This window comes from Jannaschia sp. M317 (genome assembly GCF_025141175.1).
In the GTDB taxonomy this organism is placed as follows: domain Bacteria; phylum Pseudomonadota; class Alphaproteobacteria; order Rhodobacterales; family Rhodobacteraceae; genus Jannaschia.
In genome coordinates, this window is sequence record NZ_CP081155.1 from 1524913 (window position 1) to 1539571 (window position 14659).

Here is a 14659-nt window from a genome sequence, read left to right on the forward strand (position 1 = left end):
AAGCCTGTCCCGTCGCCCGGATCAGGGGCTTCCGGGCGGGGCCGGCTGTTCTCGCTTTCGGGGGAACTTGGGGGGCTATATAGGCAAAGGGTCCAGACAGGGGAAGCCCCGATGAAACGCCTTCTTGCCGCGCTGTGCCTGTTGGCCGCCCCCGTTTTTGCGGATGGGGAGCCAGCGGGCGCGTTCGATTACTATGTTCTGTCGCTCAGCTGGTCGCCCACCTGGTGTGCGCTGGACGGCGATGCGCGCCGCTCGCCCCAATGCGAGGAAGGCACGGGATACGGGTTCGTCCTGCACGGCCTCTGGCCTCAGTTCGAGCGCGGCTGGCCCGCCTATTGCCGCACGTCCCACCGCGAGGCGACGCGCACAGAGACCGGGGCCATGGCCGACATCATGGGAACCAGTGGGTCGGCCTGGCATCAATGGAAGAAGCACGGGCGCTGTTCCGGCCTTTCGGCGGGGGACTATTTCGATCTGGCGCGGCTGGCCTATGACCGCGTGAACCGCCCCGCCGTCCTGCGGGAGCTGGGGCGCGAGGTGACGCTGCCCGCCTCGGTCGTGGAAGAGGCGGTGCTGGAGGAAAACCCGGCGCTGGAAGCCGATGGCGTAACGGTCACCTGCAAGGCCGGGCGCCTGCAGGAAGTGCGGATCTGCCTGACCCGCGGGTTGGAGCCGCGGCGCTGTGGCGCGGATGTGATCCGGGATTGCAGCCTGCCCGACGCGTTGCTGTCACCCGTCCGATAGCGCGGGCTCCCTCTCCAGGCAGCGGGCCCAATCGCTGGCGGGCGCAGGGCGACCGAAGTGATAGCCTTGGCCGTAGCGAATACCCAGGTCTGAGACGGCGCAGGCCTGGGCCTCTGTCTCGATCCCTTCGGCGATGATTTCGATGTTCAGGTCGCGGGCCATGCGCACCAGATTGCGCAGGATCGCTTCGGCCCGGCCATCGCCGCCCAACTCGCAGGTAAAGGCACGGTCGATCTTGAGGAAATCCACCGGCGTCTTTTGCAACCGGTCAAGGTTCGACAGGCCGGTCCCGAAGTCATCCAACGCAACCCGCACGCCCTGTGCGCGCAGTTTGTCCACCAGCATGGCGGCGCGTTCCGGCTGGGCGATGACGGCGGTTTCGACGATTTCCACGACCAGACGATCAGGCGGCAGCCTGCGCAGCACCTCTTGCAGCCAGAGACAGCCGGTGCTGCCTGCCCCGTCCAGCACGGTGGCATTGATATTCACCGCCAGGAAGAGAGGGTCCGGCCCATGCACAAAGGGACGCGCCGCATCCTCGGTCAGGGCAGGGAACAGGTCCTCTGTGTGGTCGGGGATCCGGTCAAGCTGATCCACGAAGGCACCCGGCCCGATGACCGCCCCGTCTTCGCGGGTCCACCGCAGCAGCGCCTCCAGCCCTGCGACGCGGTTTCGGCGCAGATCCATGATCGGTTGCAGGTAGTAGCACAGAGCCCCCGACGCGATGCCCTTGATGACCTCGTCCCGCGTCGGGCCCGCAGGCGGCGCGGGGCGGCTGTGGGCCAGTTCCAGACGGTTGCCACCCAAGGATTTGGCCCGCGCGACGGCGGCCCCGGCATGGACCATGGCGCGGCCCCGTCCTTCTTCGCGCGTGGTGGCGACCAGCCCGGCCGACAAGGTGCGCGCGACCTGGCCTTGCGCGCCATGGACATAGCTGCGGGACGCCGTGTCGCGCATCCGCTCCACGACGGCACGTGCAGAGGCGATGTCCTGGTCGGGCAACCAGACAAGAAAGCGGCCGCTGTCCAGGCGCTCCAACCCCAGGCCGTCGGTCAGGATGCGGCGCAGCACGTCCTCGATCTGATTGAGAAGGCGGTCCCCCGTATCATAGCCGTTCACGCGGTTGAGCCCGGCCAGATCGTCGACGTCCAAAAGCGCCAGCGCCCCGTTTCCGGTCTCGGTCAGGGCCAGTCGGGTTGGGGCGACATTTGCAGACGGCGCGTCATCCCTGCGGCGATGGTGCCACCAACTGCAAAACAGTGCTCCGCCTGCGGCTGAACCGATCATCAGGGCGGCAAGGGTCGTGGCCGTGATCATCGGAGTCCTCGATGCTTACGGGGCAGGGCGTGGCCGGAAACCGGGGACACGTGAAAATGCAATGTGGTGCGCCAACGGGCAAAAAAAAGGAACTAGAAAGGTTTCCGGGATGATAGGGCCGCGCGCAAGGTGCCGTCATCCAAATAATCGAGTTCGCCACCCACGGGCATTCCCTGGGCCAAGCCGCTGACCGAGACACCGGTGCCCGACAGCTCCTGCGCCACGTAATGAGCGGTGGTCTGGCCGTCGACGGTGGCGTTCAGCGCCAGGATCACCTCGCGCACCGCTTCCGCCGCGATACGGTCGCGCAGCTTGGGAATGTGCAGATCTTCGGGTCCGACGTCATCCAGCGGGGACAAAGTGCCGCCTAGAACGTGATAGCGGCCCTGAAACACCTGTGCCCGTTCCATCGCCCAAAGATCTGCGACGTCCTCGACCACGCAAAGCTGACCGTTGGCGCGTTTGTCCGATTGGCAGAGCGCGCAGATATCGCCCGTGGTAATATTGCCGCAGTTGAGACAGTTTCGCACGCTGCGGCCGATGTCCGTCAGGGCCTGCGCCAAGGGCAGCAACTGTGTGTCGCGCTTTTTGATCAGGTGCAACACGGCACGCCGGGCCGAGCGTGGCCCCAGCCCCGGCAGCCGCGCCACCCGCGCGATCAGATCCTCGATGTCGCGCTGGCCGTCCAATGCGGGATCAGAACGGCAGCTTCATGCCAGGCGGCAGACCCAGACCTTCGGCCATCTTCCCCATCTCCTCGCGGGAGCGGTCAGCGGCGCGGGATTGAGCGTCCTTGATGGCAGCAAGGATCAGGTCTTCGACCATTTCCTTTTCATCGGGCTGAAAAATGGAGGGGTCGATGTCCAACCCGATCAGGTCGCCCTTGGCGGTGGCGGTGGCCTTGACCAGTCCCGCGCCGCTTTCGCCGGTCACCTGAATGTCGCTCAGGCTGTCCTGCATCTCGCCCATCTTGGCCTGCATTTCTTGGGCCTTCTTCATCATCCCGGCCATGTCGCCGAGGCCACCCAATCCCTTGAACATCTCGCCCATCCTTCTGCTTGATCCTGCCTTCGGACCTAGGCGGTGCGGCGGGGGCGGACAAGGGCCGGCGGGCACGCCGGGCCCCGCAGGCCGGATGGTCGGCGGGGCGCGGGTGCGTCTTTCGGGCAGTCAGATCGATGGAACGATCTGACCAATCCTTTCATGGAAACCGACGCGTGTCTCAGGCAGCAGCATTGGCCCCGATGAACCAGGTGTCCTTTTCGACCAGGCGGCTGACCTCGGTGAACAGGTCAGCGGTGTCTTCGTCGCCGGCATCGCCCGCGTCGGCGATCGCCGCGCGCAGGGCCTTGCCGTAGGTCTCGAAGCGGTCGACCAGTTCGGCGATATGCGCCTCGATATCGGTCAGTTCCACCGGATAGGGTGCGAGCGTGGTTTTCTCGGCCACGACCTGCGTGGTCCCGCGTGCGAAACCGCCCATCAGCGCGACCCGTTCGGCCATCATGTCCGTGCCGTCACCCAGCCGGGCCGACACCTCGTCGAGCAATTCATGCACGCCAATATATCCGCGCCCGCGCAGGTTCCAATGTGCCTGTTTCACGGCCAGCCGCAGGTCGATGCCCTCGGCCAGACGGGCGTTCAGCAGGTCGCACATCTGCGCCTGGACCTGGGTGTCGATTCCGGTGACGAAACTCTTGGGCATGGGACCCTCCTTGATGTGCTGTTCGGATCGACAACACCGCAGGAGGTGATTCGGTTTCAGATCTGCCGAGATTTCCGATGGCCGGGCCGGGGGACGTCCCCCGGACCCCCGTAGGCAAGCGGGGGGGCGGTCGCACGCGTCGAGGTCGGTGCGGGCCGCGGAGCGAGGGGCCAGCCCCTCGCGCTCCCCGCGGTATTTATGGCCAGAGGAAGAGGGGACGGATCCGCGTCAGCGGGTCGTCAGTCTTCGTCGAATGGATCCCATTCGTCTTCGACCTCGGCCAGCGCGTCTTCTGCCGCTTCGGCGGCGATGGCGGCGCGGGTGCGGACCTCCAGCAGTCTGGCACCGGGAAAGGCCTGCAGAACGGCCTGCGTCATCGGATGGGCGAGGGCCTCGGCCTCTGTCTTTCGGGCCTGCGCGTCGCGGGTTTCAGCCAGGGTGGGGGCCCCGCCTTCTGTCACCAGCGACACGGCCCAGCGCACGCCTGTCCAGCCCTGCAGCCGTCCGGCCAGTCGGGCGGCGAGGTCCGGGGCCGCGTCGGGGGTCGGCTCGAACTCGATCCGACCGGGTGAATAGCGGACGAGACGGACACCGGTTTCCACCTCTACCAGCAGTTTGACGTCGCGGTTGGCGCGGATCAGCTCGACAATCTGCGGGAAGGTCTGGAACCGGGCCAGAGCCTGTTCGTGGTCCATGGCCAGCGCCGTCGCAGCGCCGGAGCGGGCGACGGGACCACCACCGCCGCCGCCCGATGGCGCGGGGCGCGGGGCGGGTGCGTGCGTGGTGGGCGCGGGCGTGTCGCGCAATTTGCGGATCAGGTCGTCGGGCGAGGGCAGGTCGGCCACGTGGGTCAGGCGGATCACGGCCATCTCGGCGGCCATCATGGCATTCGGGGCCATCGCGACCTCCTCCAACGCCTTGAGCAGCATCTGCCACATGCGGGTCAGGGCGCGCATCGGCAGGCCGGTCGCAAAGGCCTGACCACGGGCGCGTTCGTCCGGGCTGACGGTCGGGTCCTCGGCGGCGTCAGGGGTGATCTGGATGACCGACACCCAATGCGTCACCTCGGCCAGATCGCGCAGCACTGCCATGGGATCGGCCCCGTCGGAATATTGCGCGCCCAGCTCCAGCAGGGCGGCGGCGGCCTCGCCTTTCATGATCAGCTCGAACAGGTCCATGACCCGGCCCCGGTCGGCCAGCCCCAGCATGGCGCGGACCTGATCGGCGGTGGTTTCGCCCGCACCGTGGGAAATCGCCTGATCCAGCAGGGACATGGCGTCGCGCACCGACCCCTCGGCGGCGCGCGCGATGAGGCCCAGGGCATCGCCCGCGATCTCGGCCCCTTCCTTGGCGGCGATCCCTGCGAGGTGGTCGACCATCACCTCCGGCTCGATCCGGCGCAGGTCGAACCGCTGGCAACGGCTGAGCACGGTGACGGGCACCTTGCGGATCTCGGTCGTGGCGAAGATGAATTTGACGTGGGCGGGCGGTTCTTCCAGCGTCTTGAGCAGCGCGTTGAAGGCGCTGTTCGAGAGCATGTGCACCTCGTCGATGATGTAGATCTTGTAGCGCGCCGAGGCGGCCCGGTAATGCACGCTGTCGATGATTTCGCGCATGTCGCCGACGCCGGTGTTGGACGCGGCGTCCATTTCCAGAACATCCACGTGGCGCCCCTCGGCGATGGCCACGCAGGGCTCGCAGGTGCCGCAGGGGTCGGTGGTGGGGCCGCCGGTGCCATCGGGGCCTACGCAGTTCAGCCCCTTGGCCACGATCCGCGCCGTCGTCGTCTTGCCGGTGCCGCGAATGCCGGTCAGGATGAAGGCCTGGGCAATGCGGTCGGCAGCAAAGGCGTTGCGGAGCGTCCGCACCATCGCATCCTGTCCGATCAGGTCGGCGAATGTCGCGGGCCGGTATTTGCGCGCGAGAACCTGGTAGACGGCGGGGGCGGTGTCGGACATGGGCGCGGCCTTTCGGGCGGGAACCGGACTGTTCTACCACCTGACCGGGGCGCGTCCACCGGTTGCGGGCAGGCGGGGCGCGCGCTATCGTTCTGGGGCTGCTCGGGGCAGCTGCCTGATCCGCGGAAAGTCGCAAGACACCCCTTTGGACGACCGGTCAGACCTTCGGTTTCATCCTGTGCCCCACCAGCGGATCGGGGGCGTTTCGGAGGAAACCCCATGCCCCTTACCCTTGAGACTTTGCGAAGATCCGCCAAGCGGTTGCGCGCCGCCTATGAGGCCGGCGACAGTGCCACGATCGCGCGTGTCACCGCCGTCGACCCGCGCCCGGGGCAGCCGCTGCGTCATGCCGATTTCCTGCATATCGTCGCCCGAGAGGCGGGGTTTTCCAGCTGGCCCGCCGCCAAGTTCGCCGAAGAAAGCATCGGCATGGACCGCGCCCAAAAGCGGCACCGGCTGCGGCAGGCCGTCTATTTCGGACAGCACTGGATCGTGGAACGCCTGCTGGCCGAGGACCTGGCCCCCTCGGAGGATTTTGCCCTGGCGATCGTGCTTTATGATCGCGAAGCAGTGATGCGGCGGTTGGCGGACGATCCTGGGGCCGCGGTGCGGATGCTGGGGCCGCGTCGTCCCATTCTGCACCTGGCCTTTTCGCGGCACTTTCAGGCCGCGCCAGAAAAGCGGGCGGACATGTTGGCGATTGCCGCAGCCCTGCGCGCGCAGGGGGCCGATGTGAACGATGCCTGGGACAAGGCACCGGGACAGCGATTGTCCGCGTTGTACGCGACAATCGGACACGCGCGGAACCTGCCGCTGGCGGAATGGTTGCTGACACAGGGTGCCGATCCGAACGATGGCGAGTCGCTCTATCATGCCTGCGAGATGGGGCATGCCGAGGGGGTGCGCCTGCTGCTGGCCAATGGGGCGGATCCTGCGGGGACGAACGCAGTGCTGCGGGCGTTGGATTTCAACGCTCATGACATGGTTGCGGCTCTGCTGGCGGCAGGCGCATCCTTGGCGGAGCCGGGGCGCAGTCCCGCGTTGCACCACGCCGCACGCCGGGGCTGTGACGGGCGGATGGCCGAGATGCTGATGCAGGCAGGGGCCGAGCCCGCGCAGTTGCATGAGGGTGTGTCGGCCCATGCCTACGCGCGGGTTTACGGGGCCAGGGCGGTTGCGGACGCGATCGAGGTGCGGGCGACGGTCCCCGCCCTGACCGAGGCAGAGGCGCTGATGGCGGGGGCCGCAGAGGGGGCCGTGCCATCGGGGCGGTTTCTAGACCCGGGCAAGTTGCCGCCCGGCCTGCGCAACATCATCCGTGATATTGCGCATCTGCCCGACAGCGCCGGGCACATCACCCGCCTGGCCGGGGTGGGGGTCGAATACGACCGACCGGACGGGATGGGGGTGACGGCGGTGCAGGTTGCGGGATGGGCCGGGCAGGCGGCCCCGTTGGCGGCCCTGCTGGCGTTGAAGCCGGATCTGGGTCGAGTAAATGCCCATGGCGGCACCTTGCTGGGGGCGATCCTGCATGGCGCGCAGGAAGGCGAGACCGGCGACCATCTGGCCTGCGCCGAGCTGGCCCTGCGTGCAGGCGTGGCGCTGCCCCGCTGGGCGCTGGAGGGGGCCGGGGACGCGGAGCTGACGGCCTTTCTGCGCGCTTGGGCGGTGGCCCATCCGGGGCAGGTCGTGGACTAGCCGGCGTTGCCTAGACCGGGGCCTCCGGGGGCACCCGGTCACCGATGCGTTCGCGGAAATGACGACGACAGAGCGAAATGTAGCGGTCGTTGCCGCCGACTTCGACCTGGGCGCCTTCGGTCAGGGCGCGGCCCTCGGCGTCGACGCGGATCACCATGGTCGCCTTGCGCCCGCAGTGGCAAATCGTGCGCACCTCGCGCATTTCGTCGGCCAGCGCCAGCAGCGCGGCGGATCCGGGGAAGAGCTCTCCGCGGAAATCGACCCGCAGGCCGTAGGCCATGATCGGAACGTCCAGATCGTCGACCACGCGCGCCAGCTGCCAGACCTGGTCGCGCGACAGCCACTGCGCCTCGTCGATCAGCACGCAGGCGCAGGGGCCCGCGTCCAGCCGGGCGGAGATCAACGCCATGAGGTCGGTATCGCCCGAATAGGTATCGGCCTCGGCGGCGATGCCGATACGACTTGCGATCTGCCCCTTGCCGGCCCGGTCGTCGAAATTCGCGGTCAGCAGATAGGTCTGCATCCCGCGCTCGTTGTAGTTGTAGGACGCCTGCAGGAGCAGCGTGCTCTTGCCTGCGTTCATCGTGGAGTAGTGAAAGTAGAGCTTGGCCATGCCCCGGTCGTGGCGCCCTGCGCCAAGAAAGGGAAGCCCCTGGTGCGGCCCTGCGACAGGAGACGACGTTTCCCAGACGGTTCGGCTTTGATACGGTGCCCCGGAGGGAGATCCAGATGACGGCGGATATCGCCACAGTTTTGAAACGACGCACCGAAGCTCTGGTGAAATCACTGGGGGTGGAGCGGTCCTGCGCCATCATCGGCAAGTCCAAGGCCACGATCGGGCGCTATTACTCGCTCGATGAGGAACACGCGGACCGTTTCATGCCGATCGACGCCGTCGCCCTGCTGGAGGCAGAGGCCGGGCTGCCCTTGGTGACCGACGCGCTGATCGCCCATGCCCTGGGCCCCGAGGTCGCTGATCTGTCCGACCTGTCGGAGGGGGTGGCCCGACTGATGAGCGGGGATTTGCCTGCGGACCAGGCCCTGGCAGAGGCGCGCATCCTTCAGGCCGCCCTGACTGCCCATATCCTGCGATTGACGCAGTCGGGTTAGTTCCGGCTTACCAAGACAGATCCCACCGAATACCCGGCCCCGAAGGAACAGATCAGCCCACGGTCGCCGGCTGTCAGATCGGCGGAATGCTTGGCGAATGCGATGATCGACCCTGCCGAAGACGTGTTGGCGTAATCCTGCAGGATGTTCGGCTGTTCCTCGGCAGTGGGCACGCGGCCCAGCACCCTGCGCCCGATGTAATCGTTCATCGACTTGTTCGCCTGGTGCAGCCACAGCCGTTTCAGGTCGTCGGGCATCACGCCTTCTGACGCCAGGTGATCGGCGATATGGGCCGAGACGAGGGGCAGGACCTCTTTGAAAACCTTGCGCCCGTTCTGGACGAACTGCATGTCGCGGCGGTCTTCCATCTGGTCACGGGTGCGGCGCAGAAACCCGTCGTTGTTGCGGATGTTGTTGGAAAATTGCGTGGCGCAGCGGGTGCTGTCGATGGTGAAGCGCGCGCCCCGCGCCAGGTCGTCGCGTTCCAGCACGAGCGCGGTGCAGACGTCACCGAAAATGAAATGACAGTCGCGGTCGCGCCATTCCAGATGGGCCGAGCAGATTTCGGGGCAGACGACGATGGCCCGCTGGATCGAGCCGGATCGGATCATGTCCGCCGCCGCCTGGATGCCGAAGGTGGCCGAGGAACAGGCGACGTTCATGTCAAAGGCAAAGCCGCCGGTGCCCAGCAGAGTCTGGATCTCGATGGCGATCGCCGGATAGGCGCGTTCGTGGTTCGAGGCGGCGCAGATCACCGCGTCGATCTGACCGGCATCGATCCCGGCCTGGGCCAGCGCATCGGTGCAGGCCGACACGGCCATTTCGGCCATCTGCCCCGGTTCCTCGTCGCTGCGCGGGGCCAGTCGGGGATACATCCGGTCCGGGTCCAGAACGCCCGCCTTGTCGAGCACGTAGCGCTGCTCGATCCCGCTGGCGGAGGTGATGAAATCGGCGCTGGATTGGGGCAGCGCGGCGCGGGTGCCTGCGGCGATTTCATCGGCGTGCAGCGCATTCTGACGGTCCGCGTAGGCGTTGAAGGCGGCGACCAATTCATCGTTTGTGATGACCTGGGATGGCGTAAAGAGGCCGGACCCGGTGATGGCGGCGCGCGTCGAGGCGGTCATGGCAGGGTTCCTCTGGGGGCGGGGACGATGGGCGTGCGCCAACCTGTCGGCGGCACCCGGCCCGGTCAAGACGTGCAAGCCCCCTGTGCCGTAGCGTCAGGCCGCTAGCGCTCTTGCCGCTCTGCCGTCTCGGCGTCTGCCAGTCGGAGTTCGATCCGCCCGCGGTCCCGGTCCCATTTCGCCAAACCCTGCAACGTGACAATTGGCAGGCCCGCGCGGTCGAACAGGCGGCTCTTGACCCGGTTGCGCCCGGGTGCGCCGCGCCCGGTGGCGTCGGGCGGGCAATGGTCGATTGCCAGCACCGGCCGCGCCCCCCGGTCCAGCAGCAACATGTCGACCCGTTCCTGAAACAGGGCGCTGCGGGCCGCCTGGGACACCGCCGATCGCCGCCCGTCACGGACGCTGAACACGGCCCCCAACGCGACCGATGGCGCAATATGGAGCCCGTGGGCGCGGGCCAGGTCAGAGACCCTGCGAAAGGTCTCCTCCCGCTCTTCTGCGCGACCGGAATGGGCACAGAGATCGGCAACCCCCGCCCGGCCCGACCTGCGTGTCAGGAAGGACAAGGCGGAGGCCAGGGGGCCCGGTGTGGGTCGCAGTTGCAGCAGCATCGGACGCTCCCTTTCTTGCGCAGCAGACAAGGGAGATATGGCCGGGATCACATGGCGAGATCAGGGCGGGGTGGTGGCGGCGTTGGTTGCTAAAAATATAGCAATTATAAATAATTAAATGAAAATGCGCATCCGCGCCCACCGGTTCCTTTCGTTGACAGGGGGGCACGGTCCGTCTTTGACTGTGGGATACATTTGTTTGACCCATTCGGATATTCACCCATGACGAGATTTCTTCGCGATCGTTTTCCCCTTTTGCTATTGTGTCTGGTCGGCCTTCTGGCTGGATGCGCGCCGGCATCAGACACGCAACCGGACCCCGGCACCACTTTCGATGGCCGCAGCCGGACCGTTGAGGCGGCGTTTGAGCGGGCGGTGGACAGAACACTGCCGGCCGCGCGGACGACCGGTGCCGTCGCACCGCAGTTGACGACCGATGATTTCGATAAGCTGGTCCATCTGAACCGGGCCGTGGCGGGGGAGTTGCTCAAGAGTTCGGACCGCGTGAAAGCCTATCGGCGCGGCGGCAACGGGCTGCTGATCCTGTCCGGCTTTGCCTACGCCCTCGTGAACGAAAACGCGCCGGGGTCCGACGATCTGGCCGCTGGTCTGTTGATCGCCTTGGGGCTGTCAGAAGGGATGCGGTATTACGGTGGGGCGAAAGCTCATGAGGCGCTGCTGTTGGCAGCGGATCAATCCAATTGCATCGCAAGTGCCGGGGCGTCCCGGATGGATGATAGGGGCACGCCCGACCTGGAGGATGTGGCCCTCCTGTGGGAGGTGACCTTTCTGGTTCAGACGAACCTTCGGCGCGCGGTAAGCCGGAAATCGGTTTCGATTGTCTCGCTGATCGACCGGGTCACCGGGGCCGAAAACCGTGAAGATGCGGAGTACGACCTGACGGTCGCGACCGCGCGCTTGAAGGCCTATGAGCGCTACTCCGGGGCGGCCGAAAAAACGTTCCCGCGCAGGCTTTGGGGATGCCTGGCCCAGAGCAACGGCTGAGGGCCCGGCCGCTGCTATTGCAGCGACCGCACCTCGACCGGGCCTTCGGCCCGCGCCTTCATTGCCAGTGCCGCGGCATGCGACCCGGCCAGGGTGGTGAAGTAGGGGATCCGATCCATCAGGGCGACGTTGCGCATGGACCGCGAATCCTCGACTGCCTGGGCGCCCTCGGTGGTGTTCATGACCAGTTGGACTTCGCCGTCCTTCATCACGTCGACGACCGTGCGCCCGCCTTCATACGCCTTGTTGACGTGACGGCTTTCGATGCCGTGGCGGGCCAGGAATTCCGCCGTGCCGGACGTGGCGAGGATCGAGAAGCCCATGTCGATCAGCAAGGATGCGGTTTCGACCAGCTGCGCGGTCTTGTCGTCGGATTTGATCGACAGGAACACGGTGCCCCCCTCGGGCAAGACGACGCCCGCGCCCATCTGTGCCTTGAGGAAGGCGCGCGCAAAGCTGCGGTCCCAACCCATGACTTCACCGGTGGAGCGCATTTCCGGCCCCAGCAGGGTGTCGACGCCGGGGAAACGGGCAAAGGGCAGCACCGCCTCCTTGACCGAGAACCAGGGCGTGTCCGGGTGCGACAGCATCATCGTGTCGCCCATCGGCACATGCGCGATTTCCGCGTCGGCAGGGTAGGGATCGCGGAGCGGGAAGTTCGACATCGGCTCGCCCGCCATCAGGCGCGCGGCGATGGAGGCGATGGCCGAATCCACGGCCTTGGCGACGAAGGGCACCGTGCGGGACGCGCGGGGGTTCACCTCGATCAGGTAGACCTCTTCGTCCTTGACGGCGAATTGCACGTTCATCAGGCCGACGACCCGCAGCGCCAGCGCCAAGTCTTCGGTCTGATGGCGAATCGTGTTGATGACGTCCTGGGACAGGGTGTGCGGCGGCAGGCAGCAGGCGCTGTCGCCGGAATGGACGCCGGCCTCTTCGATATGCTGCATGATGCCCGCGACATGGACGGTTTCGCCGTCGGACAGGGCGTCGACGTCGACCTCGATCGCGCCGGACAGATAGCTGTCCAGCAGGACGGGGCTGTCGCCGGAGACCACGACAGCGTCGCGGATGTAGCGTTCCAGCTGTGCGGTGTCGCGCACGATTTCCATCGCTCGCCCGCCCAACACGTAGGAGGGGCGGATGACCAGCGGATAGCCCAGTTCCTCGGCGCGCAAACGGGCCTCGGCGTCGGTCGTGGCGATGGCGTTCCGTGGCTGCTTCAGGCCCAGCTTTTCGACCAGCGCCGAGAAACGTTCGCGGTCCTCGGCCAGATCGATGGCATCGGGCGTGGTGCCCAGGATCGGGATGCCCGCCTCGTTGAGCAGGTTGGCCAGTTTCAGCGGTGTCTGACCGCCGAACTGCACGATCACGCCATGCAGCGTGCCGTTTTCCTGCTCCACCCGCAGGATTTCCATCACGTGCTCAAAGGTCAGCGGTTCAAAATAGAGCCGGTCAGAGGTGTCGTAATCCGTGCTCACCGTTTCGGGATTGCAGTTGACCATGATCGTCTCATAGCCCGCGTCCGACAGCGCGAAACAGGCGTGGCAGCAGCAGTAATCGAACTCGATCCCCTGGCCGATCCGGTTCGGACCACCGCCCAGGATGACGACCTTTTTTGCGTCGGTCGGGCGCGATTCGCATTCCGCCTCGCCCATCACGGGCATCTCGTAGGTGGAATACATATAGGGGGTTTGCGCCTCGAACTCGGCGGCGCAGGTGTCGATCCGCTTGAACTGCGCGGTGACGCCCAGGTTCAGGCGGGCGCGGCGCACGTTGTCTTCGGTCCGGCCCGTCAGCTTGGCCAGACGCGCATCGGTAAAGCCCATGGTCTTGAGGCGGCGCAGGTCTTCTTCGACAACCGGCAGCCCGTCGCGTCTGACCACGGCCTCGACGTCCACAATTTCGCGGATGCGGGCCAGGAACCAGGGATCGAACATGGTGATGGCCTGGATGTCGTCGTCCGACAGCCCGGCGCGCATGGCCTGGGCGATGACGCGGATCCGGTCAGGCGTCTGACGGCCGAGCGCCGCCTTGATCGCGGCTGGATCGTCCGGCAGGTCGATTTCGTCGAACCCGGTCAGGCCCGATTCCATAGACGCCAGCGCCTTTTGCATCGATTCGTGGAAGGTGCGGCCGATGGCCATCGCCTCGCCCACGGATTTCATCGCCGTGGTCAGGGTCGGCTCGGAGCCGGGGAATTTCTCGAAGGCGAACTTCGGGATCTTGGTGACCACATAGTCGATGGTCGGCTCGAAGCTGGCGGGGGTCACCTTGGTGATGTCGTTGTCCAGCTCGTCCAGCGTGTAGCCAACGGCCAGCTTGGCCGCGATCTTGGCGATGGGGAACCCCGTGGCCTTGGACGCCAGCGCCGACGACCGTGACACGCGGGGGTTCATCTCGATCACGACCATGCGCCCGTCGGCGGGGTTCACGGCCCATTGAACGTTGGATCCGCCGGTTTCGACACCGATCTCGCGCAGCACGTTGATGCTGTGCGTGCGCATGATCTGGTATTCCTTGTCGGTCAGCGTCAGCGCGGGGGCGACAGTGATCGAATCGCCGGTGTGGACGCCCATCGGGTCCACGTTTTCGATGGCGCAGACGATGATGGCGTTGTCTGCCTTGTCGCGGACCACCTCCATCTCGAATTCCTTCCAGCCCAGAAGGGATTCGTCGACCAGGATCTGCGCCATGGGCGACGCCTCCAGGCCGGTGCGGCAGATGCGCTCGTAATCGGCGCGGTTGTAGGCAACTCCGCCGCCGGTGCCGCCCAGGGTAAAGGCGGGGCGGATGATCGCGGGCAGGCCCACGTGTTCCAGCGCATCCATCGCTTCGACCATGCCGGCGTTGATGTCGTAGCGGTCGCCTGTCTTGGGCGCGGCCACGATCAGGGCCTTGGGGTTTTCGATACCCAGCCGATCCATCGCCTCGCGGAAGAGTTTCCGATCTTCGGCCATTTCGATGGCGGCGCGCTTGGCACCGATCAGCTCGACGTTGAATTTCTCCAGCACGCCCATATCGTCCAGCGCCAGCGAGGTGTTCAGCCCGGTCTGGCCGCCCATCGTCGGCAAAAGCGCATCGGGGCGTTCCTTTTCGATGATGCGCGCGACGACTTCGGGGGTGATGGGCTCGATATAGGTGGCATCGGCCATGCCGGGGTCGGTCATGATGGTGGCGGGGTTGGAATTGACCAGGATGACCCGATAGCCTTCTTCGCGCAGCGCCTTGCAGGCCTGGGCACCGGAGTAGTCGAATTCGCAGGCCTGCCCGATGACGATGGGGCCCGCGCCAATGATCATGATCGACTGGATGTCGGTCCGTTTCGGCATCGTGCCGTCCCCCGGTGCTTTTGCAAATTGTCGTGCGTTTAGGGGCCAGCGCGGGGGG

The 14659-nt window shown here is 66.3% G+C and carries 13 protein-coding genes; 4 read left to right on the top strand and 9 right to left on the bottom strand.

Features of this window, described 5'->3' with window-relative positions; all coding sequences use genetic code 11:
• Positions 1 to 111 precede the first annotated feature (111 nt).
• Positions 112 to 744 carry a ribonuclease T2 gene (locus K3551_RS07840; protein ID WP_259918993.1) on the top strand — a complete coding sequence of 211 codons (633 nt, stop codon included), beginning with the start codon at positions 112 to 114 and terminating at the stop codon, positions 742 to 744.
• On the opposite strand, the gene K3551_RS07845 is transcribed toward K3551_RS07840, so the two are convergent.
• The 5 genes from K3551_RS07845 to K3551_RS07865 all read right to left on the bottom strand — a co-directional run bounded on the left by K3551_RS07845 (position 730) and on the right by K3551_RS07865 (position 5721).
• Positions 730 to 2061, bottom strand: coding sequence for a bifunctional diguanylate cyclase/phosphodiesterase (locus tag K3551_RS07845; RefSeq protein WP_259918995.1), 1332 nt, complete (start codon positions 2059 to 2061; stop codon positions 730 to 732). The two genes, K3551_RS07840 and K3551_RS07845, sit on opposite strands and share 15 nt — an antisense overlap.
• Before the next feature lie 92 nt (positions 2062 to 2153).
• Positions 2154 to 2750: a recombination mediator RecR gene (gene recR / locus K3551_RS07850; RefSeq protein WP_259918997.1), complete on the bottom strand. Its 597-nt coding sequence runs from the start codon at positions 2748 to 2750 to the stop codon at positions 2154 to 2156.
• A 7-nt stretch (positions 2751 to 2757) separates the two neighbouring features.
• Positions 2758 to 3102 (bottom strand): YbaB/EbfC family nucleoid-associated protein, encoded by a 345-nt coding sequence (locus K3551_RS07855; protein WP_259918999.1) that lies wholly within the window; start codon positions 3100 to 3102, stop codon positions 2758 to 2760.
• A 181-nt stretch (positions 3103 to 3283) separates the two neighbouring features.
• Positions 3284 to 3763, bottom strand: a complete 480-nt coding sequence (gene dps, locus K3551_RS07860) for a DNA starvation/stationary phase protection protein Dps (protein ID WP_259919000.1) — start codon at positions 3761 to 3763, stop codon at positions 3284 to 3286.
• Positions 3764 to 4002: 239 nt separating this feature from the next.
• Positions 4003 to 5721 (bottom strand): DNA polymerase III subunit gamma/tau, encoded by a 1719-nt coding sequence (locus K3551_RS07865; RefSeq protein ID WP_259919001.1) that lies wholly within the window; start codon positions 5719 to 5721, stop codon positions 4003 to 4005.
• Positions 5722 to 5940: 219 nt separating this feature from the next.
• Here K3551_RS07865 and K3551_RS07870 point away from each other — a divergent pair, with 219 nt between their 5' ends.
• The gene (locus tag K3551_RS07870) at positions 5941 to 7419 is read left to right on the top strand and encodes an ankyrin repeat domain-containing protein (RefSeq protein ID WP_259919002.1); all 1479 of its coding nucleotides are present in this window, start codon (positions 5941 to 5943) and stop codon (positions 7417 to 7419) included.
• Positions 7420 to 7429: 10 nt separating this feature from the next.
• Here the strand turns inward: K3551_RS07870 and K3551_RS07875 are convergent, their stop codons facing one another.
• Positions 7430 to 8032 carry a thymidine kinase gene (locus K3551_RS07875; RefSeq protein ID WP_259919003.1) on the bottom strand — a complete coding sequence of 201 codons (603 nt, stop codon included), beginning with the start codon at positions 8030 to 8032 and terminating at the stop codon, positions 7430 to 7432.
• Positions 8033 to 8148: 116 nt separating this feature from the next.
• Here K3551_RS07875 and K3551_RS07880 point away from each other — a divergent pair, with 116 nt between their 5' ends.
• Positions 8149 to 8529 (top strand): hypothetical protein, encoded by a 381-nt coding sequence (locus K3551_RS07880; protein ID WP_259919004.1) that lies wholly within the window; start codon positions 8149 to 8151, stop codon positions 8527 to 8529.
• On the opposite strand, the gene K3551_RS07885 is transcribed toward K3551_RS07880, so the two are convergent.
• Together K3551_RS07885 and K3551_RS07890 are read right to left on the bottom strand one after the other, a co-directional pair.
• Positions 8526 to 9653: a beta-ketoacyl-ACP synthase III gene (locus K3551_RS07885; RefSeq protein WP_259919005.1), complete on the bottom strand. Its 1128-nt coding sequence runs from the start codon at positions 9651 to 9653 to the stop codon at positions 8526 to 8528. The genes K3551_RS07880 and K3551_RS07885 overlap by 4 nt on opposite strands.
• Positions 9654 to 9757: 104 nt before the next feature.
• Positions 9758 to 10264, bottom strand: coding sequence for a DUF2726 domain-containing protein (locus K3551_RS07890; protein ID WP_259919006.1), 507 nt, complete (start codon positions 10262 to 10264; stop codon positions 9758 to 9760).
• A 375-nt stretch (positions 10265 to 10639) separates the two neighbouring features.
• On the opposite strand from K3551_RS07890, the gene K3551_RS07895 reads away from it, so the two are divergent.
• Positions 10640 to 11269: a hypothetical protein gene (locus K3551_RS07895; protein ID WP_259919007.1), complete on the top strand. Its 630-nt coding sequence runs from the start codon at positions 10640 to 10642 to the stop codon at positions 11267 to 11269.
• A 14-nt stretch (positions 11270 to 11283) separates the two neighbouring features.
• On the opposite strand, the gene carB is transcribed toward K3551_RS07895, so the two are convergent.
• Positions 11284 to 14601, bottom strand: a complete 3318-nt coding sequence (gene carB, locus K3551_RS07900) for a carbamoyl-phosphate synthase large subunit (protein WP_259919008.1) — start codon at positions 14599 to 14601, stop codon at positions 11284 to 11286.
• Positions 14602 to 14659: the final 58 nt, after the last annotated feature.